This window comes from Caldanaerobacter sp. (genome assembly GCF_049701115.1).
Classification (GTDB): domain Bacteria; phylum Bacillota; class Thermoanaerobacteria; order Thermoanaerobacterales; family Thermoanaerobacteraceae; genus Thermoanaerobacter.
The window spans coordinates 1-24,310 of sequence record NZ_JBNATX010000012.1 but is presented as its reverse complement, the minus strand read 5'-3'; the positions used below and the strand labels follow the sequence as shown (position 1 = coordinate 24,310).

26 protein-coding genes, 1 tRNA gene and 1 riboswitch are annotated in these 24,310 nt (G+C 38.5%); of the genes, 25 read left to right on the top strand and 2 right to left on the bottom strand.

What is annotated here, in order from left to right; genetic code table 11:
- The first annotated feature begins 17 nt into the window (after nt 1-17).
- From ACPLVE_RS05350 to ACPLVE_RS05340, 3 genes are read left to right on the top strand one after another with little or no spacing between them, the layout of a single operon-like run.
- Nucleotides 18-350: a NifB/NifX family molybdenum-iron cluster-binding protein gene (locus ACPLVE_RS05350; RefSeq protein WP_424610493.1), complete on the top strand. Its 333-nt coding sequence runs from the start codon at nt 18-20 to the stop codon at nt 348-350.
- Between the two features lie 25 nt (nt 351-375).
- Nucleotides 376-549 (top strand): hypothetical protein, encoded by a 174-nt coding sequence (locus ACPLVE_RS05345; RefSeq protein ID WP_424610491.1) that lies wholly within the window; start codon nt 376-378, stop codon nt 547-549.
- 23 nt (nt 550-572) lie between these two features.
- Complete coding sequence (locus tag ACPLVE_RS05340; RefSeq protein ID WP_424610490.1) at nt 573-851, top strand: DUF362 domain-containing protein; 279 nt, start codon at nt 573-575, stop codon at nt 849-851.
- A gap of 16 nt (nt 852-867) precedes the next feature.
- On the opposite strand, the gene hydE is transcribed toward ACPLVE_RS05340, so the two are convergent.
- Nucleotides 868-1,926, bottom strand: a complete 1,059-nt coding sequence (gene hydE / locus ACPLVE_RS05335; protein WP_424610488.1) for a [FeFe] hydrogenase H-cluster radical SAM maturase HydE — start codon at nt 1,924-1,926, stop codon at nt 868-870.
- A gap of 197 nt (nt 1,927-2,123) precedes the next feature.
- Here hydE and ACPLVE_RS05330 point away from each other — a divergent pair, with 197 nt between their 5' ends.
- The 13 genes from ACPLVE_RS05330 (at nt 2,124) to selB (ending at nt 16,291) form a co-directional block, all read left to right on the top strand.
- Nucleotides 2,124-3,479: an FAD-dependent oxidoreductase gene (locus tag ACPLVE_RS05330; protein WP_424610486.1), complete on the top strand. Its 1,356-nt coding sequence runs from the start codon at nt 2,124-2,126 to the stop codon at nt 3,477-3,479.
- Nucleotides 3,480-3,562: 83 nt separating this feature from the next.
- Nucleotides 3,563-4,132, top strand: a complete 570-nt coding sequence (gene yedF, locus ACPLVE_RS05325; protein WP_424610485.1) for a sulfurtransferase-like selenium metabolism protein YedF — start codon at nt 3,563-3,565, stop codon at nt 4,130-4,132.
- 79 nt (nt 4,133-4,211) lie between these two features.
- A riboswitch (glycine riboswitch) is annotated at nt 4,212-4,313 on the top strand.
- Between the two features lie 123 nt (nt 4,314-4,436).
- A complete protein-coding gene (locus tag ACPLVE_RS05320; protein WP_424610483.1) occupies nt 4,437-4,814 on the top strand; it encodes a GrdX family protein in 378 nt (125 codons plus the stop codon).
- Nucleotides 4,815-4,826: 12 nt separating this feature from the next.
- Nucleotides 4,827-5,753: a thioredoxin-disulfide reductase gene (gene trxB, locus ACPLVE_RS05315; protein WP_424610481.1), complete on the top strand. Its 927-nt coding sequence runs from the start codon at nt 4,827-4,829 to the stop codon at nt 5,751-5,753.
- A gap of 16 nt (nt 5,754-5,769) precedes the next feature.
- Nucleotides 5,770-6,084 carry a thioredoxin TrxA gene (gene trxA, locus ACPLVE_RS05310; protein ID WP_022587022.1) on the top strand — a complete coding sequence of 105 codons (315 nt, stop codon included), beginning with the start codon at nt 5,770-5,772 and terminating at the stop codon, nt 6,082-6,084.
- Between the two features lie 13 nt (nt 6,085-6,097).
- Nucleotides 6,098-7,384, top strand: coding sequence for a glycine/sarcosine/betaine reductase component B subunit (locus ACPLVE_RS05305; protein ID WP_424610478.1), 1,287 nt, complete (start codon nt 6,098-6,100; stop codon nt 7,382-7,384).
- A 15-nt stretch (nt 7,385-7,399) separates the two neighbouring features.
- Nucleotides 7,400-7,864 (top strand): glycine/sarcosine/betaine reductase complex selenoprotein A, encoded by a 465-nt coding sequence (gene grdA, locus ACPLVE_RS05300; protein WP_170270738.1) that lies wholly within the window; start codon nt 7,400-7,402, stop codon nt 7,862-7,864.
- A 25-nt stretch (nt 7,865-7,889) separates the two neighbouring features.
- Nucleotides 7,890-9,188, top strand: coding sequence for a glycine reductase complex selenoprotein B (gene grdB / locus ACPLVE_RS05295; RefSeq protein ID WP_424610476.1), 1,299 nt, complete (start codon nt 7,890-7,892; stop codon nt 9,186-9,188).
- Between the two features lie 57 nt (nt 9,189-9,245).
- Nucleotides 9,246-10,775, top strand: a complete 1,530-nt coding sequence (grdC, locus tag ACPLVE_RS05290) for a glycine/sarcosine/betaine reductase complex component C subunit beta (protein ID WP_424610475.1) — start codon at nt 9,246-9,248, stop codon at nt 10,773-10,775.
- A gap of 3 nt (nt 10,776-10,778) precedes the next feature.
- The gene (gene grdD, locus ACPLVE_RS05285; protein WP_424610473.1) at nt 10,779-11,915 is read left to right on the top strand and encodes a glycine/sarcosine/betaine reductase complex component C subunit alpha; all 1,137 of its coding nucleotides are present in this window, start codon (nt 10,779-10,781) and stop codon (nt 11,913-11,915) included.
- Between the two features lie 83 nt (nt 11,916-11,998).
- Entirely contained in the window at nt 11,999-13,006 is a 1,008-nt protein-coding gene (gene selD, locus ACPLVE_RS05280) for a selenide, water dikinase SelD (RefSeq protein WP_424610533.1), read from the top strand.
- Nucleotides 13,007-13,028: 22 nt separating this feature from the next.
- Nucleotides 13,029-14,414 carry an L-seryl-tRNA(Sec) selenium transferase gene (gene selA, locus ACPLVE_RS05275; RefSeq protein WP_424610471.1) on the top strand — a complete coding sequence of 462 codons (1,386 nt, stop codon included), beginning with the start codon at nt 13,029-13,031 and terminating at the stop codon, nt 14,412-14,414.
- Nucleotides 14,411-16,291: a selenocysteine-specific translation elongation factor gene (gene selB / locus ACPLVE_RS05270; protein ID WP_424610469.1), complete on the top strand. Its 1,881-nt coding sequence runs from the start codon at nt 14,411-14,413 to the stop codon at nt 16,289-16,291. Before selA ends, selB begins: the two co-directional genes overlap by 4 nt.
- Before the next feature lie 35 nt (nt 16,292-16,326).
- Here the strand turns inward: selB and ACPLVE_RS05265 are convergent.
- Nucleotides 16,327-16,421, bottom strand: a tRNA-Sec gene (locus tag ACPLVE_RS05265).
- Between the two features lie 59 nt (nt 16,422-16,480).
- On the opposite strand from ACPLVE_RS05265, the gene ACPLVE_RS05260 reads away from it, so the two are divergent.
- The 9 genes from ACPLVE_RS05260 to ACPLVE_RS05220 all read left to right on the top strand — a co-directional run bounded on the left by ACPLVE_RS05260 (nt 16,481) and on the right by ACPLVE_RS05220 (nt 24,079).
- The gene (locus ACPLVE_RS05260; protein ID WP_424610467.1) at nt 16,481-16,705 is read left to right on the top strand and encodes a DUF3343 domain-containing protein; all 225 of its coding nucleotides are present in this window, start codon (nt 16,481-16,483) and stop codon (nt 16,703-16,705) included.
- A gap of 127 nt (nt 16,706-16,832) precedes the next feature.
- Nucleotides 16,833-17,975 (top strand): iron ABC transporter substrate-binding protein, encoded by a 1,143-nt coding sequence (locus ACPLVE_RS05255; RefSeq protein ID WP_424610466.1) that lies wholly within the window; start codon nt 16,833-16,835, stop codon nt 17,973-17,975.
- Between the two features lie 63 nt (nt 17,976-18,038).
- A complete protein-coding gene (locus tag ACPLVE_RS05250) occupies nt 18,039-19,103 on the top strand; it encodes a FecCD family ABC transporter permease (protein WP_424610464.1) in 1,065 nt (354 codons plus the stop codon).
- Nucleotides 19,100-19,852 (top strand): ABC transporter ATP-binding protein, encoded by a 753-nt coding sequence (locus tag ACPLVE_RS05245; RefSeq protein WP_424610462.1) that lies wholly within the window; start codon nt 19,100-19,102, stop codon nt 19,850-19,852. The genes ACPLVE_RS05250 and ACPLVE_RS05245 overlap by 4 nt, the downstream gene beginning before the upstream one ends.
- Nucleotides 19,853-19,962: 110 nt before the next feature.
- Entirely contained in the window at nt 19,963-20,376 is a 414-nt protein-coding gene (gene tsaA, locus ACPLVE_RS05240) for a tRNA (N6-threonylcarbamoyladenosine(37)-N6)-methyltransferase TrmO (RefSeq protein ID WP_424610460.1), read from the top strand.
- Between the two features lie 18 nt (nt 20,377-20,394).
- A complete protein-coding gene (locus ACPLVE_RS05235; protein ID WP_424610458.1) occupies nt 20,395-20,904 on the top strand; it encodes an FmdE family protein in 510 nt (169 codons plus the stop codon).
- Nucleotides 20,905-21,049: 145 nt separating this feature from the next.
- On the top strand, nt 21,050-22,195 hold the full coding sequence (locus ACPLVE_RS05230) for an NEW3 domain-containing protein (protein ID WP_424610456.1): 1,146 nt from the start codon (nt 21,050-21,052) through the stop codon (nt 22,193-22,195).
- 2 nt (nt 22,196-22,197) lie between these two features.
- Nucleotides 22,198-23,136, top strand: coding sequence for an ABC transporter ATP-binding protein (locus ACPLVE_RS05225; RefSeq protein ID WP_424610454.1), 939 nt, complete (start codon nt 22,198-22,200; stop codon nt 23,134-23,136).
- A gap of 1 nt (nt 23,137) precedes the next feature.
- Entirely contained in the window at nt 23,138-24,079 is a 942-nt protein-coding gene (locus tag ACPLVE_RS05220; protein WP_424610453.1) for an ABC transporter permease, read from the top strand.
- Nucleotides 24,080-24,310: the final 231 nt, after the last annotated feature.

The window sequence follows — 24,310 nt, the reverse complement described above, 5'->3', positions numbered from 1 at the left end:
TATAGGAGGTATTCATAGTGAAGGTAGCTATTGGTTCTAATGATAAAGTACACCTTTCAGATAAACATTTTGGAATGAGCAAATTTTTTATAATATTTGAGGTAGATGAAGAGAATAATTTCAAGAAGGTGGAAGAAAGAGAAAATCCATATGGAGAAGGGAAACACAAACATGCAGAGACAGAAGAAATAATGGAGGTTTTAAAAGATTGTGATGTTTTTATAGGCAGGTCAATGGGCAGAGAGAGCCAGAAAAGGATAAAAGAAGAATGGAATAAGACACCTGTGGTGTTGAAAGAAGCTGATACAGTTGAAGAGGCTATAAAGCTTTATTGCAGTAAATCTTTATAGAAGGGGACGATTTTAATGCCTGGTTTTGGAAGAGGAATGGGAAGAGGCGGCGGTTTTGGCGGAGGCTATGGCGGTGGCGGTTTTGGAAGAGGAAGAGGCTATGGGAGAGGAGCAGGGTTTGGACCTGATGGGACCTGTGTATGCCAAAATTGTGGATATGAAATGCCCCATCAGAGAGGAGTTCCCTGTTACACCTTAAAATGTCCAATGTGTGGAGGACCTATGATAAGAAAAGATACGATGGCTATGGGGAATTACTTTGCACCGCCTCCACCTGTTAGTCCAAGTGCTAAAGAAGAAGATAAAAAGGAGAGTTACAAATATACCAAACCGCCTAAACCAAAGGTTGATGAGACAAAATGTGTTGGATGCGGCGAGTGCATAAGATTCTGTCCTTTTAATGCAATTGAATTGAGAGATGGCATTGCTCACATAGATCCAAATAAGTGCAGGGATTGTGGAAGATGTATTGATATATGTCCGGTAGGAGCTATATCTTAGATAAAAGGCTATCGCATCAGTGAAAGACCTTTTTGCGATAGCCTTTATCTTTGCCAATAATTCTGTTGAGGGATAGTATTATTTTTTTAATATTTTCTATATTGTTTACAGCTTCATTGGGGTCATCCGGCACTTTGCCCGGATAGAGCTTGTAAAGTCTTTTATACTCTTCCATTCCTATATTAGGCATTATCACATTGGCTCCGCATTGAAGCCCTTTTGCGTAACCATCCTTGTCTTTGACTGCTAAAGCGGTAGTAGCAGGTATATTTATATCAGGGAGAAGAAGCCTTGAAAGAGCTATCATCTTGAGCACTAAATTAACATCTCCACCTTTTTCTTTTTCTAAAGGAGTGTTTTCACAGGGTATAAAAGGACCAATTCCCAGCATGTCAGCGTCGATTTTTTTAAAAAACAGCAAATCTTCTGCTAACATTTCTAATGTCTGACCAGGAAGTCCAATCAGACTTCCCGTGCCTACCTCATATCCCAGTTCTCTTAAATCCATGAGACACCTTAAGCGGTTTTCATAACTCATGCCAGGATGTAGCTTCCGATAAAGCTCCCTATTAGTAGTTTCAATGCGAAGAAGATATCTGTCGGCACCCGCTTTTTTTAATTCAGCATATTCTTTTTTAGAAAGTTCACCAATGCTTAGTGTGACAGCTACATCCATCTCCTTTATTTTTTCTACTATGTTACATAAAGTAGTTATTTTATAATATCTGTCCTCTCCGCTTTGGAGCACTATTGTTTTAAGCCCCATTTCTACTCCTCTTTTGGCGCATTCTATTATTTCTTCGGGTTCCATTCTGTAGCGCTTGATTGCTTTATTTGGGCCTCTTAATCCACAGTAAAAGCAGGTATTGTGACAGTAATTGCTAAATTCTATAAGACCTCTTAAATGCACTTCATTTCCTACATATTTTTTCCTTATTCTGTCTGCAACTTTATAAAGTTCAGAGGGATTTTCCATAGAGAGAAGCATTACAAGGCCTTCTTTGTCAAGAAAATGCTCTTTTTCTAACTTTTCAATTAAACTAGAGATATTTTTTTCTGATGTTAATTCTTTCATCACGGCATATCACGCTCGCTTTCTTCTTATAATAAGTATAAAACATTTGTTAAAGAAAAATCAATCCGATTGTTAAACTATTTTTTTAACAAATTTTTTGATATTTTATTGACATAATTTCATTAGAGGCCTATAATTGAAGAGGAGGTCCCCTCAGGGTGGGGATAAGAAAATGTCATTAGGAGGTAATTTGAGGTATGCAAACAGATGTTTTAGTAATTGGGGGAAGTGCGGGTGGAATTTTAGCAGCTTTGTCTGCTAAAAAAGCGTACAGAGACAAAAAAGTTACAGTTATAAGAATGGCTGAAAGAGTCATGGTTCCTTGTGGAATTCCTTATATTTTTGGTACTTTAAAAGATACTTCAAAAAATGTAATACCTGATTCTATGCTAACAAATGCAGGAGTTGAATTGGTTATAGATGAAGTTGTTTCTATTGATAGAGAAAATAAAAAGGTTTTAACAAAAAAGAGCGGGGATATTTTTTATAAAAAATTAATCTTAGCTACAGGGTCCCTACCGGTAGTTCCTACGTTTATTCCCGGTTATGATTTAGAGAACATTTTCACGATTAAAAAAGAAGAAGAATACTTGAAGTATGTTCAACAAAAGATTAACGAGGCAGAAGATGTTGTAGTAGTGGGTGGAGGCTTCATTGGAGTTGAAATGGCAGAGCAGATACAATTATTAGGTAAAAATGTAACTATAATAGAAGTGGCAGATAAACTTCTCTGGCAGGCTTTTGATCCAGAGTTTAGTGATATGGCAGAAGCCAAGCTGAAAGAGCATGGAATAAAAGTTCTTACAGGCACTAAAGTCACGCGATTCATAGGAGATAAAAAGGTAAAGGAAGTAGAGATTGACTCTGGTGAAAAAATAAAGGCAGATGTCGTAATTGTTGCTATGGGTGTAAAGCCTAATACAAAATTAGCCGAAGAGGCTGGCATTAAAGTTAATGAAAAGGGTGCAATAACTGTCGATGAGTACATGAGGACAAATGACCCAGATATTTTTGCAGTAGGTGACTGTGCAGAAAAGAAATGTTTCTTTACGAGAAAGAATGTTCCAATACTTTTAGCTTCTATTGCAGCTAATGAGGCTAAAATTGCTGGAGTTAATGCATTTGAGTTGAGATTGGTAAGAGAAAACAAAGGAACTATAAGTGCTTTCTCTACAAAAATATACAATACAGCTTTTGGGGCAGCAGGTTTGACAGAGACTCAGGCTAGAGCAGAAGGATTTGATATAATTGTGGGAGAATTCAATACAATGGATAAACATCCTGGAACCTTGCCAAACACTATGAACGTAAAAATAAAACTGATTTTTTCAAGATGTTCTGGTGTTATGCTTGGAGCCCAGCTAGCTGGAGGAGATAATGTAGGCGAGATGATAAATATTTTAAGTGTAGCAATTCAAAAAGGTACAACTGCTTCAGAATTGGCTACTTTCCAGGTAGCAACACATCCCCTTTTAACTCCATCTCCAGTCTCATATCCTATAAGCTCAGCTGCTTTGGATGCTTTGGCAGCTTTTTGTCAAAGGAGAAGTTAAGTGATATAATAAGAATAAAGAGTTATAAAAGGCAGGTTTTAAAACCTGCCTTTTATAGTAAATTTGGAGAGGAGGAATTGTTTATGGAACGAACTGTTGATGCAAGGGGTAAAAATTGCCCCATCCCTGTTATTATGACTAAAAAAGCTCTTGAAGAAATGGAGGAAGGTAAAATTCTAGTGATCGTAGATAACGAAACAGCAAAAGAAAACGTTTCTAAATTTGCCAGAGGTATTGGTTGCGAGGTAGCCGTTGAAGAAAGGGACAATGGATTCTATATAAATATATATAAAAAAAGGATTATGAAAGAAGAAATACAGGATGAGTATGTAGTGGTTATAACCTCGGACAAATTTGGCGAAGGCGATGAAAGACTAGGGAAGATGCTCATGAAGAGTTTTATTATTTCATTGAAAGAACAAATTAAAAGGCCCAAGAGTGTGATCTTTATAAATAATGGTGTAAGACTTACTACAGAAGGCTCTGAAGTCATTGAAGAATTAAAAAATTTAGAGAAAGAGGGGATAGAAATCATATCTTGTGGTACGTGCTTGGACTTTTATGGGTTAAAAGAAAAACTTCTCGTAGGTACTGTTTCTAACATGTATTCAATAGTAGAAAAAATGACGACTTTAAGGGTGGTAAAAGCGTAATGTTTCTATTGACATTGGTAAATAAGTGGATTATAATATAAGTCGAAAGATATTTAACAAACAATTTAATATTAATGGGATGAAGAATGCGGGAGAGCCCCTAATTGGGAGCCGAAGGAGCAAGCGGGTATATGGCCTGTATACTCGTGAAACTCTCAGGCAAAAGGACCGCATTCGGACTGTATCCCGGAGAGCCTCTAGAGAGGCACCGAAGGAGCAATTCTTCCAGTAAGAAGAATCTCTCAGGTAAACAGACGGGGAATAAAAGGCGCAAAGTCCTTTTATTCCCCTTTTTGGTGATATTATGAAATACGTTATTGTCACAAATAACCCTCTAGTGAGAGATGTATATCCTCAAGATTGTGAGTTTATTGAAGGAACAATTGTTAATGTATTGACAAGGTGTAGAGACCTCATCCATAAAGGGTATGTCTTAATGTCCCATCCTCTTGCAGGAAATGTAAAACCAGATTGTTCTCCCTTTAAATCCGTTTTGCTCAAGGAAAGTAAAGGTACCGTTGATTTTAATAGTGTGGTGATAATTGAAGGATGCCTTCTTAAAGTAAAAGAGATAATAGAGAAGGAAGGAATAAATTATATAGAGAATGAAAAGGTTTTAAATGACCTTGCCTACCTTGATAAAGAATTGATAAAAGAAGTTATAGAAACTTTTAGAGAATAGCGAGGTGAAATTGTGTCTACTTTATATGATTGCCTCATAATTGGTGGAGGACCTGCTGGACTATCTGCAGCGATTTACGCTTCAAGAGGGAAGATGAATACCGTAGTTTTTGAAAGAAGTAAGATTGGAGGCCAAGCTGCTATAACGGATGACATAGAAAATTATCCCGGTTCTGTGGAAGAGGCGACAGGACCTAAAATTGTAAAGAGGATGAGAGAACAGGCGGAATCTTTTGGAACTCGTTTTGTCATGGAAGAAGTCAAAAAAATAGAATTGAGCGAAAAGATAAAAAAGGTTATAACTACAAAAGGCTGTTATGAAGGAAAGACTATTATAATTGCTACAGGAGCGGAACATATGAAATTAAATGTGCCAGGAGAAGAAGAATTTATAGGCAAAGGAGTTTCTTATTGCGCAACCTGTGATGCAGATTTCTTTACTGATTTGGATGTGGTAGTGGTAGGGGGAGGGGACTCTGCTGTTCAGGAGGCGTTATACCTCACTAAATTTGCTAAAAACGTTACAATTATCCATAGAAGAGATAAGTTAAGAGCAAACAAATGTTTACAAGATAAGGCTTTTAAAAATCCCAAAATAAAATTTCTGTGGGACAGCGTAGTGGAAAGGATAGAAGGGGATGGGATAGTAGAGAAAGTTATAGTGAGAAACGTCAAAACAGGAGAGTTGAAGGAAGTAAAAACGGATGGGGTGTTTATTTTCATCGGGATGAAGCCTTGTACGGAGATCTTTAGGGGGTTAATTGAAATGGATGAAAGAGGATATATTTTAACCGATGAAAATATGAGGACAAATGTTGCAGGGGTTTTTGCTGCAGGAGATTGTAGAGTGAAATTATTAAGGCAAATTGTGACAGCAGCGGCAGATGGGGCTATAGCAGCAGTAGCTGCTGAGAGATATATTGAAGAATTGGAATGTTGATAGGAGGTGAGAATGGGTGATCGAAGTTAATAAAGATAATTTTGATGAAGTAGTAAAAAAGGAAGAAAAATTGGTTTTAATTGACTTTTGGGGACCAAAGTGCGAACAGTGCCTTGCTTTAATGCCTGAAGTAGAAAAGTTAGAGCAAAAATATGCTGATAAAGTTAAATTTTGCAAATTAGACGCTTCACAAAACAGGAGATTGTGCATTTCTTTGAAGGTATTAGGACTTCCAACTTTTCAGCTTTACAAAAATGGAGAAAAAGTAGATGAAATATCAAAAGATGTGACAGTAGAGAAGATTGAGGAGATGATAAAAAAGCATATTTAAAGGAGGTGATTTTATGAAACTGGAGATAGGAAATATTTATATAAAGGATGTTGTGTTTTCTGATACAACAAAAGTAAAAGATGGAGTGCTTTACTTAAATAAAGAAGAAATAATTAAAGCTTTAAAGCAAGACAGCAGATTAGAAAGAGTAGATATAGAAATTGCAAAGCCGGGAGAAGAAGTGAGAATAATACCGGTAAAGGACGTAATTGAACCGCGTGTCAAAGTTAGAGGGAAAGGAGGAATATTTCCAGGGTTTATAAGCAAGGTAGAGACAGTAGGAGAGGGTAGGACCCATGCCTTAAAGGGGACAGCTGTGGTGACGACTGGAAGGATTGTAGGATTCCAGGAAGGCATAATTGACATGTCAGGGGAAGGTGCAAAATATACTCCTTTTTCCAAGCTTATAAATATCGTAGTGGTGTGTGAACCCGTAGAAGGGCTTCCAAAACATGAACATGAGGAAGTTGTAAGAATAGCTGGTTTAAAAGCAGCAGCTTTGATAGGGGAAGCTGGAAGAGATGTAGAACCTGATGAGATAAAGGAATATGAAACTTTGCCACTTTTGGAAAGTGTGAAAAAGTATCCCGATTTGCCTAGAATAGGGTATATTTACATGTTACAGAGCCAGGGGTTGCTTCACGATACTTATGTGTATGGAGTTGATGCTAAGAAAATTGTTCCAACTTTCATTTATCCTACAGAAGTGATGGACGGGGCTATAGTCAGCGGCAATTGCGTTTCAGCCTGCGATAAAAATACCACCTATGTTCACATGAATAATCCCATCATAGAAGATTTATATGAAAAGCATGGCAAAGAGATAAATTTTGTGGGAATAATCATAACAAATGAAAATGTCACGCTAGCGGACAAAGAAAGGTCTTCTGATTATACAGCCAAATTGGCAGAATACCTTGGGCTTGAGGGAGTCATTATTTCAGAAGAAGGTTTCGGGAATCCAGACACAGACTTGATAATGAATTGTCGTAAGCTGGAAGAGAAAGGAATAAAAACGGTCCTTGTTACAGATGAATTTGCAGGAAGAGACGGTTTGTCTCAGTCTTTAGCAGATGCAGACCCGAGAGCAAATGCTGTTGTAAGTACAGGAAATGCAAATGAGATAATAAGGCTCCCAAAAATGAAAAAGATTATAGGGCATATAGAAGCAGCAAATGTAATAGCTGGTGGTTTTGAGGGAAGCGTTAAAGAAGATGGCAGCATAGAGGTAGAATTACAGGCTATTACTGGTTCTACTTCTGAAGTGGGATTTAATACACTGACTGCAAGAGAATATTAAAGGGAGGTAGAAAGAATGTTAGAAGGTAAGAAAGTGATAATAGTAGGCGATAGGGATGGAATACCAGGTCCTGCCATTGAAGAATGTATAAAGACAACCGGGGCTGAAGTGGTGTTTACTGCAACTGAATGCTTTGTCTGAACTGCTGCAGGAGCAATGGACCTGGAGATCCAGGGTAGGATTAAAGAGTTAGCCGAAAAATACGGTCCGGAAAATGTAGTAGTAATTTTGGGAAGCAATGAAGCAGAAGCTGCAAGTTTGGCTGCAGAAACGGTTACAAATGGAGATCCTACCTATGCAGGTCCGCTGGCAGGGGTCCCGTTGGGACTCAGAGTTTACCACATATTAGAAGAGGAAATAAAGAAGGAGATAGACCCCAATGTGTATGATGAACAGGTCGGCATGATGGAGATGGTGCTGGATGTTGAGGCAATTTCTAAAGAAGTCAGGTCTATAAGAGAACAGTATTCAAAATATTAAGTTTTCCTCGAAAGGAGGAGATAATTTGTTAAGGGTTGTCCATTATTTAAATCAATTTTTTGGTCAGATTGGAGGAGAAGACAAAGCTTCAATTCCACCCATGGTGAAAGAAGGACCCGTAGGCCCGGGAATGGCTTTTAAAAGTTCTTTTGGCGATAAAGCAGAGATTGTAGCAACAATAATCTGTGGGGACAGCTATTTTAACGAAAACATTGAAAAGGCTACACAAGAAATTCTGCAGATGATTGAAAAATATAAGCCTGATCTTTTCATAGCTGGTCCTGCTTTTAATGCGGGAAGGTATGGAACAGCTTGTGGCACCGTTTGTAAAGCCGTCCAAGATAGGTTTGGCATCCCTGCGGTTACTGGAATGTATCCTGAAAACCCAGGAGTTGACCTGTATAGGAAGTACGTGTATATTATAAAAACTACTGATTCGGCAGCAGGGATGAAAGATGCGGTTTCTAAAATGGCAAGGTTAGCCTTGAAATTAGGTCTTAAAGAACCCATAGGTACGCCTGACGAAGAAGGATACATTCCAAGAGGAATGAGAAAAAATGTATTTGCTGAAGAAAGAGCCTCAAAAAGAGCTGTTGAGATGCTCATCAAAAAGTTAAAAGGAGAGCCTTTTACCACGGAATATCCTATGCCTGAATTTGACAGAGTTCCTCCTGCTAAAGCCGTGAATGTCAAAGAGGCGCTGATCGCACTTGTCACTTCAGGCGGAATAGTTCCTAAGGGCAATCCAGACCACATAGAATCTTCCAGTGCTTCTAAGTACGGCAAATATAGCATAGAAGGAATAGATAATTTAACAAGTGAAACCCATGAAACGGCTCATGGAGGGTATGACCCTGTATACGCCAATGAAGATCCTGACAGGGTGCTTCCGGTTGACGCTTTAAGGGAATTAGAGAGGGAGGGCAAGATTGGCAAGCTTTATAACTACTACTATGCTACTGTGGGAAATGGCACTTCAGTAGCTAATGCGAAAAGATTTGCTCAAAATATTGCCAAGGAATTGCTTGAAGCCAAAGTGCAGGCTGTTATTCTAACCTCTACCTGAGGAACCTGTACTCGTTGCGGTGCAACGATGGTAAAAGAGTTGGAAAGGGCAGGTATACCAACAGTTCACGTTTGCACTATAATTCCGATTTCTAAGACAGTAGGTGCGAATAGAATTGTACCAGCAGTAGCTATACCACATCCATTAGGCAATCCTTCTCTTGGGGCTAAAGAAGAATATGCTTTAAGAAAAAAAATAGTAGAAAAGGCTCTAAAAGCTTTAGAAACGGATATAGAAGGGCAAACTGTTTTTGAATAAAATTTTATGCAGCTCTTTTTAAAAGAGCTGCAATTTCATGTGAAAGGAGTGGCGCTGATGAATCCAGTGATAAAAGGATGCAGTCATATTTTGGTTCATGTGCCTAACGTGATGCTGGAAGCAGGTACAACTCAGATATTAGAAAGAGAAAACAAGAATTCTGATTATCTTTTAAAAATAAATGATTATATAAGGTCTTATGAAGACTGTATTTCTTACCCACCGAATCAATCTTATATAGGGAATATATATCCTGATAAACTGAATGATATTCCACGGCCATGGTACCAAAATTCATTACCTCCCAATAGATTTGGGCCATTTGGAGAGATAATGCCTGAGGATGAGTTTTACGCTTTGATGCAGATAGCTGACGTTTTTGATTTAGTGCTTTTGGAAAAAGACTTTGTAGAAGAAGTTAGAAGAAAATTAGAAGGACATCCATTGATCGGTGAGAAAGATTTGTCAAGATTAAAAGGAGGAGTTTCTTTAGAGGAGATAGAGAGGCAGATAGAAAATAAGGCGGTACCTCTTAGATTTAACGGCAAAATAGTTGGATGTGTGAAGAAAGCCCATGACAAAGATATAACTCTTTCCTCCCATGTAATGTTGGAAAATCTGGCCACAAAGGCTTCTGCAGTACTGGCCTTTAAGCATTTGTTAAAAAATACAGGGATGAGTCCGGAAGAAATAGACTACATACTAGAATGTTCAGAAGAAGCGTGTGGAGACATGAATCAGAGAGGTGGCGGGAACTTTGCAAAAGCCATCGGCGAAATTGTAGGTTGCAGTAATGCAACAGGTGCAGATGTAAGGGGATTTTGCGCCGGACCTGCCCATGCCCTTTTGAGTGCTGCGGCATTAGTAAAAGCAGGTGTTTTTAGAAATATAGTTGTAGTGGCAGGTGGGGCTGCTGCTAAACTGGGAATGAATGGAAGGGACCATGTTAAAAAAGGGTTGCCTGTTCTTGAGGATGTGTTGGGCGGATTTGCTGTGCTGATTTCTCAAGATGATGGCGTAAGCCCGATTATTAGATTAGATAGCATTGGAAAGCATACAATAGGGGCAGGTGCTTCACCTCAGGCTGTTATGCATGCCCTGGTGATAGAACCTCTTGAAAAGCTGGGGCTTAAGATAACGGAGGTTGACAAATATTCAGTTGAGATGCAAAACCCAGAGATAACAGAACCAGCAGGTGCAGGAGATGTCCCTAAAGCTAACTACAAGATGATTGCAGCACTAGGTGTGAAGCGTGGAGATATAGAAAAGAGTCAAATAGATGAATTTATACTAAAACACGGAATGCCTGGTTTTGCTCCTACTCAGGGGCACATTCCTTCAGGTGTTCCTGCATTAGGACATATAAGAGAAAAAATACTAAAGGGAGAAATTAAAAGAGCTATGATAATAGGAAAAGGAAGTCTCTTTTTAGGGCGCATGACAAATCTGTTTGACGGGATTTCAATGATTATAGAAGCAAATGCGGGGCAAAAAGAAGAAAAGGGAGTTGAAGAAAAAGAGATAAGGAAGATGATAGCTAAAGCTCTGAGGGACCTTGCAGAGCATCTCATAGGTAGTGAGGTGTAAAAAATGAACAAGAAAGTAATTGCAGAGATTTTTAATCAAATGGCGGATTTTGTTGAGAGGGGGGAATACAGCAGAAAAATAAGAGTAGGAATAACTACCTTAGGCAGTGAACATGGAAGTTCTGAAATAATCCTGGGAGCTATGATGGCGCAAGAGAGGTTTAGTGATGTCGAAGTTGTACTCATCGGGGATAAGGGAGATAGTGACTTAAAATGTTATGAAGCAAAGACACTTGAAGAATGCCACAAAATAATGGAGGATTTATTAGATAGAAAAGAACTGGATGCCTGTGTCACAATGCATTACAATTTCCCTCTTGGTGTTGCTACAGTAGGAAGAGTGGTGACACCTGCGAAAGGTAAGGAAATTTTGATAGCTACCACAACAGGTACAGCTGCTTTTGATAGAATAGAAGCTATGGTGAGAAATGCTGTGTACGGCAATATTGTGGCAAAAGCGTTGGGGATTAAAAAGCCTAGAATAGGAATCTTAAATGTAGATGGTGCAAGACAGGTTGAGCGGATTTTGCTTGAGCTTCGGGAAAGAGGTTATGACATAGACTTTGCAACTTCTATAAGGCAGGATGGCGGCTTGATAATGAGGGGGAACGACCTTTTGTCCGCTTCCTGTGATGTTATGGTGACGGACACACTTACAGGAAATATCATTGTAAAGATTCTCTCTGCTTATACTACGGGAGGAGACTATGAAGCGTTGGGATATGGTTATGGACCGGGGATAGGTGAAAACTATGAAAGGCTTATACTGATTTTATCTCGAGCTTCTGGAGCTCCTGTAGCTGCTAATGCCATAAGGTTTGCGGCGGATTTAGTAAAAGGGAACATCTTTGAAATTGCATCAAAAGAGTTTGAATTAGTTAAAAGAGCAGGATTTGGGGATGTAATAAAAGGGTTGAAGAGTAGAGAAATATCAGAGAAGCAAATTTCTATTAAAATACCTAAGAAAAAACCAGTTACAGAAGAGATCTCTGGGATTGATGTTCTGGAGCTTGAAGATATGGTGAAACTCTTATGGGAAAAAGGAATTTATGCAGAGAGTGGTATGGGCTGTACAGGGCCTGTTATACTTGTAAGCAAAGAGGATTATGAAAAAGCATTAGAAATTCTCAACAGGCGGTAATTTTCATAGTGACAAGGCCCTGGGCCAATTTACAAAATAGAAAGGAGGTATTAGCTATGATAGAGAGAATAAAGCTTACACAATTGTCAAAAAGCGCTGGTTGAGCAGCTAAGATTGGCCCTGAGGCCTTGGCACAGGTTCTGTGCCAGTTAGAAGTCTCTTGGAATGAAAATTTGCTAGTTGGCTTGAATACCAATGATGATGCTGCTGTGTACAAATTAAAGGAAGACATTGCGGTAGTCCATACAGTTGACTATTTTACTCCTGTGGTGGATGACCCTTATGACTTCGGGCAGATTGCGGCGGCAAATGCCTTAAGTGATGTATATGCCATGGGTGCAGTTCCTTTGCTTGCGCTAAACGTGGTGTGTTTTCCCGCTGCTTACATTGACGTGCTGAAAGAAGTGTTAAGAGGTGGAAATGACAAAGTGAAAGAAGCTGGAGCTTTAATAGCAGGAGGCCATACTATTGAGGACGAAGAACCTAAATACGGATTGAGCGTCACAGGAATTGTGCATCCTGAGAAGGTGATAAAAAATTCTACTGCTAAACCGGGAGATGTGCTGATTCTCACAAAGCCCCTGGGAATTGGTGTTATAAATACTGCCATAAAAGGAGAAATGTGCCCATCTGAAACATATTTATTGGCAGTGGAAGTTATGAAATATTTAAATAAAGAGGCTTCTGAAATAATGAAAGAGGTTGGAGTTAACGCATGCACCGACATAACAGGTTTTGGACTTTTAGGGCATGCCTATGAGATGGCTTTTTCCAGCGGTGTTACTATTGAATTTGATAAAGATTCTATTCCTTTGATTGAAGGGGCGAGAGAATTGGCTCAAATGGGGTTAATCCCTGGGGGATGTTATAGGAACAAAAAATATTTGAAAGGGAAAGTTTGCATAGAGGTGGAAGAAGACGAGGTCATTGACCTTATGTTTGACCCTCAAACTTCAGGAGGATTGTTAATATCAGTGTCAGAAGAGAAAGCAGAGGAGCTTTACCAAAGGCTTAATAAAAAGTTAAAATTTGGAGCTTTTATTGTAGGAAGGGTGAAAGAAAAGCAAGAATACGATATTTATGTCAGATAACTCCGAAGAGAGGAGTTGCGCTATGGAAGACTTGTACAAAGAACTACCCTCAGTAGATGAGATACTCAGAGAAGGGAAAATAAGTGAGTTTTTAAAATTCAATAAAAGGGAAGTAGTCAAAAACTGTATAAGGGAAGTCCTCGAAAGGTACAGAGAAAAAATTAGAAGGGGAGAAGTGAAAAAGATTGACATAGAAAAAATTTTAGAAGATGTGGTAAACCATATTGAAGAGAAAAAGAAAATGAGCTTGAGGAGGGTAGTGAATGGAACAGGAATTATTCTACACACAAATCTTGGAAGAGCTCTATTCCCTCCTCAAGTGAAAGAACATCTGTTAGATATAGCCTTTCGATATTCCACTTTAGAGTATGATGTGGAAAAGGGAGAGAGGGGATCCAGGTATTCCCATGTGGAAAATCTTTTGTGTGAACTTTTGGATGTGGAAGCGGCTTTGGTCGTAAATAATAATGCAGCTGCTGTGCTCCTTGCTCTTAACACCCTTGCTAAGGGAAAGGAAGTTATAGTTTCAAGGGGACAGCTTATTGAAATAGGAGGATCTTTTCGAATTCCCGATGTAATGCTTCAAAGTGGAGCCATTTTAAAAGAAGTGGGAACCACAAACAAGACCTACGATTTTGATTATATAAATGCTATTACTGAGAATACCGCTCTTCTCTTAAAAGTTCATACCAGCAACTACAGGATTGTAGGTTTCACCCATGACATAGCAACTGAGGAATTGGTTCAGATTGGGAGAAAGTACGATATTCCCACAATGGAGGATTTGGGCAGCGGAGTTATGGTAGATTTAAGAGAATACGGTTTACCTCATGAACCAACCGTTCAGGAAGTTATAAAAGCAGGTGTGGACATTGTCACTTTCAGTGGAGATAAGCTTTTGGGAGGACCACAGGCAGGGATAATCGTGGGAAAGAAAAAATACATTGACCTTATGAAAAAGAATCCTCTTACAAGGGCATTGAGAGTAGATAAACTTTGTCTGGTTTCTTTAGAAAGTGTATTAAGAATCTATAGGGATTATGATCCAGTAGAAGCCATCCCCACTCTAAAGATGTTGACTGCAAAAGCTTCCCAATTATATAAAAAGGCAGCTATCTTAAATAAGCTTGTTTTAACAATTCCTAAGGTTAAATCAAGGGTTGTAGAAATTGCATCCCTGTCGGGGGGAGGATCACTGCCAGAGGAGAGTTTGCCTTCTTATGGTGTTACTTTGGAGATGGAAGGGTTTGATGCTGAAGATTTAGAAAAAAGGCTAAGAATACGAGATATTCCTATAATAACCCGTATAGTTGATGGCGTTGTCACAATAGATGTGAGGACTTTATTAGAGGGGGATGAAGAGGTAATTCTTCGTGCTTTAAAAGAAATAGCGGAGGTGTGCCAGTGAAAAATATTATAATTGGCACAGCGGGACATATTGATCACGGTAAAACGACCTTGATAAAAGCTCTTACAGGAAGGGATACAGATAGACTCAAGGAAGAAAAATTAAGGGGGATTACCACTGATCTGGGATTTGCTTATTTTGATTTACCTTCTGGAATAAGAGCAGGAATAATTGATGTGCCAGGCCATGAAAAATTTATTAAAAACATGCTGGCAGGAGCTCATGGTATAGATATAGTCATGCTTGTTATTGCTGCTGATGAGGGAGTAATGCCACAGACTAAAGAACACTTGGATATACTCTCTTTTCTCGATATAAAAGCCGGAGTAATTGTGCTGACAAAATGTGATTTGGTAGAAAAAGATTGGCTTTTAGTAGTGGAGGAAGATGTGAGAGAAAATTTAAAAGGCACTTTCTTAGAGAACGCACCAATAGTTTATGTATCGTCTGTTACAGGAGAAGGATTGGATATTTTGGTAAATACACTGGATGAATTGGCGCAAAAAGTTAAGGAAAGAAGTTCAGAGGGGATATTTCGCCTGCCTGTAGACAGAGTTTTCTCTATTGCCGGCTTTGGGACTGTAGTTACCGGTACTTTGATATCTGGAAAAATAAAAGTCGGAGATAAAGTGATGATCTATCCCAAGATGATCGAGTCAAGAGTGAGAAACCTTCAGGTACATGAAAGAAATGTTGAGTGTGCTTTTGCAGGGCAGAGAACTGCAATAAATTTAGCAAATGTCAAGGTAGAAGAGATAGAAAGAGGAGATGTAATAGCTCCTCCTGAGACCATTATCCCTTCTACTATGATAGATGTAAAGCTCTCTCTTTTAAAAGAAGCAAAAACTCTTAAAAATAGAGAAAGAATAAGATTTTATACAGGTGCTTCAGAAGTAATAGGAAGAGCAGTGTTGCTTGATAGGGATGAGCTACATGGTGGAGAAAGCTGTTATGCGCAGATTTACTTGGAGGATTATATATCTGTATTGAGAAAAGATAAGTTTGTCATTAGAACTTATTCCCCCATGCTTACAATAGGAGGAGGTATCATATTAGATCCGAGTCCGGAAAAACACAAAAGATTTGATGTAAAGGTCATTGAAACGCTTACTAACATTGAAAAACTTGGTGATGAATTTGTGATAGAGAAATTAGTGTATGAGTCACTGTTGCCATTGTCAGAAGAAGAAATTAAGAGAAAGGCAAATGTGGTTGATATAGGTAAATTTTCTCTTAAAAATTTGATTAAACTAAAGTTAGAAGAAAAAGATTATTTTTATCATCGGGAAAAGTATGAAGAGATGTGTTTGAAAACAAAAGAAATACTCGAGGATTTTCACAGAAAAAACCCTTTAAAAGAAGGTATTTCAAAAGAAGAGCTAAAAAACAAGCTGTTTGGAGATATTAAATCTAAGCTCTGCGACTGGATCTTTGAATTAATGGAAAATAAAGGGACAATAAAGATAAAAAATCAATTAATAGCTTTAAAAGACTTTAAAATTGAACTTAATGAAGAACAGAAAAAGTTGAAAGAAAAAATAATAAAAATTTATAAAGACTCAAGATTTGAACCTCCGAAACTTTCCGAGTTAGAAGGGTATCCTGAAATAATTCCTATGGTAGAATATTTGGTTAGTATAGGGGAACTAATTAAACTTGATGAAGAAATTTTACTTTCAAAAGATAATTATGAAGAAGCTCAAAATGTGCTGATAAATTATCTTAAGGAAAATAAGGAAATCACTTTGGCAGTTTATAGGGATCTGTTAGATACCAGCAGAAAATATGCTATGGCGATTTTGGAACACTTTGATTCTATTAAACTGACTAAAAGAATAGGAGATGTAAGAGTTCTGGCAAGAGAAACAAAGAATTAAGCCCATGGGCCCACCATGGGCTTATTATCAATAGATGGCGGGAGTATGTGGGAATCGAACCCACCTCTCGCTTAAATAGCGAGACCGTAGATTTGAAGTCTAGGAGGCACACCAGCGCCTATCTACTCCCACTTGTTTATTTTATAACATTTTTTAAAGCTTTTCAACAAAAATTTTAGGAGGGAAAAAATGAAAGGCAATTATATAGCTTTTCCAAGTGTGAATTATGTCATGATGGCAGAGGAGATTTTAAAGAGAGAAAATTTATGGTATAGAGTGGTGCCAACGCCAAGGTCTATAGATTTAAGTTGCGGGATATCGATAATGTATGATAAAAAGGATGAGGAGGTAATACGAAAGCTTTTAGAAGAAAATGGTGTTTTAGTAAAGGGATTTTACTCTATATTAGGATGAAAAATTTTTAGCACCTTATTGTTTTTTTATATTGAACGTGTTATAATTTTTATAAAAGTAGCACTAAATTAAAACTAAAGTATACAGTGTACAAATGTAATTAGAAAATTTTAGTGGAGGTGCAGAAATGTTAAGGAGATTTGACAGGTTAAACGTTGTGCTAGCTATACTGCTAATAATTGTTATGTCTTTAACGGCTTGCAGTAAGTCTTCACAGAATCAAACACAGACTTCTGAGACTTCTAAAGAGACAGTTCAAACTATAACGGTTACAGATTTGGTAGGAAGACAGGTAGAAGTAAAAGAGCCAGTACATAAGGTGGTTGCTATTGGTCCAGGGGCTTTAAGGCTTGTGACTTATGTTGATGGTATTGACAGAATTGCAGGGGTTGAAAACATAGACAAAAAATTAGCTAACGGCAGAACCTACAATATGCTTTTCCAGGAAGAGTTTGCGAAGCTTCCCACCATTGGGCAGGGAGGTCCTGATTCCACACCAGATGCTGAAAAATTAGTACAGGTAAATCCGGATGTTATTTTTGTTATATCTTTGTTAGATAAATCGAAAGCCGATGACTTGCAAGCAAAAACAGGCATTCCGGTGATTGTTTTAAGTTATGGTAAATTAGGAACTTTTGAAGAAGATGTATATGCATCCCTAGAGATCATAGGCAAAGTTTTAGGAAAAGAGGATAGAGCAAGAGAGCTAGTTAATTATATAAAGGGAGTACAAAAGGATTTGCAGGACAGGACGAAAGATGTTCCTGATGATAAAAAACCAACGGTTTATGTAGGAGCGTTAGGGTTTAAGGGAGCTCATGGCATAGAAAGCACCCAAGGAAATTATCCTCCTTTTATGGCGGTTAATGCTAAAAATGTAGCTGATACTTTAGGACAAAAGGGTAGTATAATGGTAGAAAAAGAGAAGTTACTGGCTTGGAATCCAGATATAATCTTCATTGATGAGGGGAATCTTGAGTTGGTCAAGCAAGATTATCAGAAAAATCCTGATTTTTACAAAAACTTAAAGGCTTTTAAAAACGACAACATATATGGAATTCTTCCTTACAATCAATACAATACAAACATAGATACTGCTTTGGTTGATGCTTATTGGGTTGGTAAGGTATTATACCCGGAGAAATTTAGCGATATAGATCCTGTGAATAAAGCTACAGAAATATATAGCAAGTTTTTCGGAGATAAAGGAAAAATTCTATATGATAAGATGAAGGAAGTATATGGCGGATTTGAAAAAATTAAATTTTAAGGTATAATGAAAGATAATTCCCCCACTTTTGTGGGGGAATTATAAAGATGAGGGGATGAAGTCTTGAGACAGTTAATATCAGAAGCACTACCGAAAAGTTACAATTATTATATAAGAAGAAAAATATGGATAATAGTTTTTACTGTGTTGGCAACTTTTTTTCTTGCTGCATACGCTATAAATGCTGGTTCTGCAGGACTTAGTGTGAAGGATGTAATGAAAACTTTAATAGGACAGGGAGAAGAAAGGTTTAGGGTAATTGTGTGGAATATAAGGATGCCGAGAATTTTATCAGCTATGGTGGCAGGAGTAGGACTTTCTGTAGCTGGGTGTGTCACACAAAGCATATTGAGAAATCCTTTGGCGTCCCCTTTTACTTTAGGGATATCACAGGGTGCAGCTTTTGGAGCGGCAGTTGCCATTATCTTATTTGGGGCAGGGAGCACCACAAATCCTGATTCTGTAATAATAAACAATCCCTATCTTGTGGTCATCTTTGCTTTTTTGGGGTCTATGGGTTCTACTCTAGTTGTGCTTATTCTGGCAAAAAATTTCAGGGTAACCCCTGAAGCGATGGTGCTTGCAGGAGTAGCATTAGGTTCCTTATTTTCTGCTATAACAATGATTTTACAGTACTTTGCGGATGATGTAAAAGTAGCCTCAATAGTTTTTTGGACATTTGGAGACTTAGGGAGAGCTTCTTGGAGAGATTTGACCATAATGTCTGTTGTAGTAGGGATTTCACTTGTATATTTTATGTTAAATCGCTGGAATTACAATGCTTTAGATAGCGGAGAGGAGACGGCAAAAGGATTAGGGGTAGAAGTCGAGAAAACAAGGCTTTACGGGATGTTTATGTCTTCTCTTGTGGCTGCAGTAATTACTTCTTTTGTAGGTATAATAGGGTTTGTAGGGCTTGTAGGGCCACACATTATGAGAAGATTGATTGGAGGAGACCACAGGTTTCTAATTCCCGCGTCTTCGGCAATAGGTGCACTGATACTTCTTGCTTCAGATACTCTGGGCAGGACGATAATTTCTCCGGTGGTTTTGCCTGTTGGAGCTATCACTTCCTTTCTAGGTGCCCCGGTTTTCCTATATGTGCTTTCTAGGGGGTATAGAAGGTGATTTTAAACATAGATGGTATAGAATTCAGTTACACCAGCGTTCCTGTGTTAAGAAATGTGAAATTTCATCTCGAAAAAGGAGAAGTTCTGTCCATTTTAGGGAACAATGGAGCCGGGAAGTCTACTCTTTTAAAGTGTATAAACAGGATTCTGAAGCCTCACAAAGGTACTATATACATTGAAAAACACGAAATTTCAAAGCTCAGAAGGGTGGAAATTGCAAAGAAAATTGGGTATGTCGCTCAAAGAAATGAAAATGGCCGGTTTACAGTATTTGATGCTGTTCTTTTGGGGAGAAAGCCCTATATAAAGTGGGATGTTGCTGAAAAGGACATAAAAATTGTAAATGAGGTTTTAAAAAAGTTTGACTTAGAAAAACTTGCTTTAAGATACCTAAATGAATTAAGCGGTGGAGAATTGCAAAAAGTGGTTATAGCGCGGGCTTTGGCGCAGCAACCAGTTGTCATGCTATTAGATGAGCCTACGAATAATTTGGATTTAAAAAATCAGATTGAGGTTTTAAAAATTATAAAAGATACTGTAAAAGAGCAGAATATCGCCGCAATTGTAATAATTCACGATTTGAATTTGGCTTTGAGGTTTTCAGATAAATTTTTGCTTTTAAAAGACAATACCATTTTTGCCTATGGTGGAATGGAAGTTATGACTGAAGAAAACATAGAGGCTGTATATGGGATCCCTGTTGCAGTAGAAACCTGCCGAGGAATACCCGTTGTCATTCCACTTTAACAGCTTAAGACAAGGGGGACGGTTCCTTCCGTCTGAGTTTCAGACAGGAGGAACCGTCCCTCCCGTCTGAATTTTTATTATAGTTTAGAGGGAAGGAAGGGAGAATTGCTGTGGAGCTAGTGCCTATAGGTATTATACATAGTCCTTATAAAAGGAAAGGGGAAGCTCCTCATCAAGGAAGGGTTAGGAATGAGGAAGCTATACTGGAAATATATCCTGAGTTTCAGGAAGGAATTCAAAATATAGAAGAGAAGAAGCACATAATAGTTCTTTACTGGTGCCATTTAGGGAGAAGAGATGTGATAAAAACAGCTACTCCGTGGGGACCGGAGATAAAGGGAGTTTTTGCTACGCGTTCGCCTAATAGACCCAATCCTATAGCCTTTTGTGTGGCAGACCTTGTAAAGGTGGAGGGTAATAAGCTGTACGTCAAAGGAGTTGATGCCCTTGATAATAGTCCTATTTTGGATATAAAACCTTACGTGTATGAATTAGACAGTGTAACCCCAGAAGATAGTTTGTAAAAGCAGAGGAGGAGTTTTATGGACAAAAAGCTTTGGGAGGAGTGTGTTTCCTTTCACGGACACGAATGCCCAGGACTTGCAATAGGTTTTAGAGCCAGTGAAGCGGCAGTTAAACTATTAAATCTTTCTTTTTCTAAAGACGAAGAAATTGTTTGTATTACAGAGAACAATGCTTGTGGTGTAGATGCTATTCAGTATATAACAGGGTGTACTTTTGGGAAAGGGAATCTGATTTTTAAAGATAAAGGCAAGCAGGCATTTACATTTTTTAGAAGAGATACTGGAGAAGGTGTTAGGATAGTATTAAAGGCTTTCAATCACACTAATGACAGAAAGAAGTGGATGGAATACTTACTTAATGCTCCATTAGAGGAAATTTTTGATTTTAAAGTGCCCCCTTATGAAATACCTTCAAAAGCGCGGATATATCCATCTATTAAATGCGAAATATGTGGAGAGTATGCGGGAGAGCATAGAATAAGATTAAAAGATGGTAAAAAAGTATGTATAGATTGTTTTGGAGAGTGAAAAAGTGCAGGAGAAGCGCTTTTTCTTTTTTTTATAAAAGTTGACAGGTTTTTTTAAATGTATTTATAATAAAGGACAGGGAGTATTTACTTTTATAAAACGTTTACGGCCATTATTAAAATTTGATACAGGAGGGGTTAAAGAAATGAAAGTTGTTAAAGTATTGACATTGCTTTTAACCTTTCTTATGGTATTTGCTAGTTGGAATAATATTGCTTATGCTGATGTCTCCGGAGTTACCTTCTTTACACCTTATGTAAACATAGCTGTTACACCTGGAGAAACTATTTCCTATAGTATAGACATTCAAAATAAATCTGGTCAAATTAAAAATATTCCTTTGAGTGTAAAAGCCCCTGAGGGATGGCAGACTACTTTGACAGCTGGTGGATGGAAAATTGAAGAGATTTCTGTAAAGCCTAACGACAGTCAAACAATAACCCTTACTGTGGAAGTACCTTTAAAAGTTGATAAAGGAAGCTATAAAGTAGTACTTTTAGGTTCTGGAGTCCCTGTCTTAACTCTTACGGTGAATGTGACGGAACAGGGTACTTATCAGACAGAGTTGACTACAGATCAGCCCAATATGGAGGGAACAAATAAGTCTACTTTTAGTTATGAGCTTAAATTAAAAAACCGGACTCCGGACACACAAAATTATGCTCTTATTGCTGATGTGCAGCCCGGTTGGAATGTGCAGTTTACTGTAGAAGGTAAAGAAGTAACGTCTGTGTCAGTGGAGCCAAATAGTCAAAAGTTAATTCGCGTTTCTATAACACCTCCATCTCAGGTTAAAGCTGGTACTTACAAGATACCGATTAAAGCCGAAACAAAAAATACAAGCGCTTCTATTACATTAGAAGTTGTTATAAGAGGAACGTATGGGTTGAAGCTTACTACTCCTACGGGAGTCCTTTCAACTGATATAGTTGCGGGTGGAGATAAAAAAGTGACTTTACAGGTGAAAAATACAGGTTCAGCACAGCTAGCAAGGATAAAGTTTTATGCTGATACTCCTGTGGATTGGCAGGTAACTTTTGAACCTGATACTATAGATACACTTGCACCTGGCGAGACAAAAGAGGTTACTGCTACCATACACGCTGATAAGAAGGCTATAGCAGGTGATTACGTGGTTACAATAAGGGCAAGTACTCCAGAAGCTAGCGATGAAGCCGTTTTTAGAGTTACTGTAAAAACCAGTTGGGGTTGGGGAATTGTAGCAGTACTTGTTATTGCTGCAACCTTAGGTGTTCTGTATTATTTGATTGAGAAATACGGGAGGCGGTAAAATTGGCTGAAACTGTGATAGAGCTAAAAGGACTTACTAAAATCTATGGTACTCAGCCAGCCGTCGACCATCTGGATTTAGAGATAAAAAGGGGGGAAGTGTTTGGACTTTTGGGGCCTAATGGCGCAGGCAAAACCACTACTATTTTAATGATACTGGGTCTTGTTGAGCCCACCGAGGGAGAGGTAAAAGTTTTGGGAATCAATTCAACGCGCGAGCCCCTTAAAGTAAAAAAATGGGTTGGCTATTTGCCCGAGGATGTCGGGTTTTATGAAGACATGACAGGACTTGAGAATCTGAAGCTTACTGCTGCTTTAAACGGTATGGGAGAAAAGGAAGCAATAAAAGCTGCAGAAGAACTGCTTGAAAAGGTGGGGCTTATTGAAGCTAAAGACAAGAAAGTGGGAGCATATTCAAGGGGGATGAGGCAGAGACTGGGGCTTGCAGATGCTCTTATAAAAAGGCCACAAATAGTGATTTTGGATGAGCCGACTTTAGGACTTGACCCGGAGGGAATGAAGGAATTTTTGGAGCTCATAAAGAATTTAAGCAAAGAAGGTGGAATGACTGTCCTTTTGTCTTCTCACCACCTCCATCAGGTTCAGGAGATATGCGATAGAGTAGGGATATTTGTAAAAGGAAGGCTAATAGCAAAGGGCACTGTATCAGAACTGGCGAAAGAGTTGTTTTCTGCAGAACTTTATGCCTTTGAAGTTGCTGTTGATCCTATAGAGGATAAGCTTATTTCCAAACTTATGGAGGTAGAAGGCGTGAAAAAAGTAGAGAAAGAGGGGAAATCTTTAATTATCCATGCTGAAAAGAATGTCTCTGGTGAAATTGCTAAAGTTGTGGTAAAAGAAGGTTATAATCTTGGAAAGCTTGTGCCTAAAAGCTATGGGTTAGACGATATTTACCATCGCTATTTTGAGGGGGTGCAATGAAATGCGCCACTCACTTAGAGTTCTCATTAAAAAAGAAATTGCCGATCACATTCACAGCTGGAGATTTAATATACTTTTGACTTTAATATTTTTAACAGCACTTGCTTCTATCTACACTGCTGGAATGGCCATAAGAGATGCGGTATCAAAAGCTGATACTCCGCTGGGAGATTTGTATCTTTTTTTAAAGGTATTTACTGTGTCTGATGGGAGATTGCCTTCTTTTATAACGTTCGTAGGATTTTTAGCTCCTCTCTTGGGAATAGGTATGGCTTTTGATGCTATAAACGGGGAGATAAATCGAAGGACCTTGATGAGGCTTATAGCTCAGCCTATTTACAGAGATGACGTGATTTTGTCGAAATGGATTGCAGCACTTCTCATAATAACAGTTTTCTTTTTAGCCCTTGGTTTTTTTGTGATGGGGCTTGCCATACTATTTTTTGGCATACCTCCTACGTTTGAAGAAGTAATGCGAATAATCGTGTTTTTGCTGGCTACAGCCCTGTACGTGGGAGTATGGCTGAGTTTAGGTATTTTGTTTTCTATATACTTTAGACAGCCGGCAACTTCACTTCTTGCCAGCATAGCTGTGTGGCTCTTCTTTGCGCTATTTTATGACATGATAGTAAATATTCTGGTCCCGATAGATACGGAAGGACCGGCTCAGATGGTGTTCCGTCAGATGCAGATTCACCAATACCTTTTAAGAATTTCGCCAACTACTCTGTATCAAGAAGTTGTTACTACTCTCTTATCGCCAAATGTAAGGTCTTTAGGACCACTCACAGTTGCTCAGGTAGTTGGAGCAATACCTACTCCTCTTTCTTTTGACCAAAGTCTCCTTTTAATCTGGCCTCAGATTGTCGGGCTTGTTGCCCTTAGTGTTTTCCTTTTTGCAATTTCTTTTACACTTTTCATGAGACAGGATATCCGCCACTAATTGGCGGATTCAGTTTGTTAACAAAACCTATATTAAATTTAAGTGGCATTTTGTGTTAATGCTCCGGAGTTGCAAAGCGACTAAACTAAGGCTCACTTTTCGGGCTCCGGCGGGGTACCGGCCAATTCGCCAAAAGGCTCAGGTGGCCGCTCGCTTCGCTCGCCCCGCCTTCGCTTCTCAAGTTCGCCAAGTTTAGTTATCGCTTTGACAACAAGTCGCATTTACACACAA

Coding starts and splice junctions, on each gene's coding strand:
- selA (WP_424610471.1), top strand. CDS start 13,029: ATGGAAGACTTGTACAAAGAACTACCCTCAGTAGATGAGATACTCAGA.
- ACPLVE_RS05230 (WP_424610456.1), top strand. CDS start 21,050: ATGAAAGTTGTTAAAGTATTGACATTGCTTTTAACCTTTCTTATGGTA.
- ACPLVE_RS05305 (WP_424610478.1), top strand. CDS start 6,098: ATGAAACTGGAGATAGGAAATATTTATATAAAGGATGTTGTGTTTTCT.
- ACPLVE_RS05260 (WP_424610467.1), top strand. CDS start 16,481: ATGAAAGGCAATTATATAGCTTTTCCAAGTGTGAATTATGTCATGATG.
- grdC (WP_424610475.1), top strand. CDS start 9,246: ATGAATCCAGTGATAAAAGGATGCAGTCATATTTTGGTTCATGTGCCT.
- yedF (WP_424610485.1), top strand. CDS start 3,563: ATGGAACGAACTGTTGATGCAAGGGGTAAAAATTGCCCCATCCCTGTT.
- ACPLVE_RS05255 (WP_424610466.1), top strand. CDS start 16,833: ATGTTAAGGAGATTTGACAGGTTAAACGTTGTGCTAGCTATACTGCTA.
- grdD (WP_424610473.1), top strand. CDS start 10,779: ATGAACAAGAAAGTAATTGCAGAGATTTTTAATCAAATGGCGGATTTT.
- ACPLVE_RS05340 (WP_424610490.1), top strand. CDS start 573: ATGATAAGAAAAGATACGATGGCTATGGGGAATTACTTTGCACCGCCT.
- ACPLVE_RS05330 (WP_424610486.1), top strand. CDS start 2,124: ATGCAAACAGATGTTTTAGTAATTGGGGGAAGTGCGGGTGGAATTTTA.
- ACPLVE_RS05320 (WP_424610483.1), top strand. CDS start 4,437: ATGAAATACGTTATTGTCACAAATAACCCTCTAGTGAGAGATGTATAT.
- ACPLVE_RS05220 (WP_424610453.1), top strand. CDS start 23,138: ATGCGCCACTCACTTAGAGTTCTCATTAAAAAAGAAATTGCCGATCAC.
- ACPLVE_RS05235 (WP_424610458.1), top strand. CDS start 20,395: ATGGACAAAAAGCTTTGGGAGGAGTGTGTTTCCTTTCACGGACACGAA.
- hydE (WP_424610488.1), bottom strand. CDS start 1,926: ATGAAAGAATTAACATCAGAAAAAAATATCTCTAGTTTAATTGAAAAG.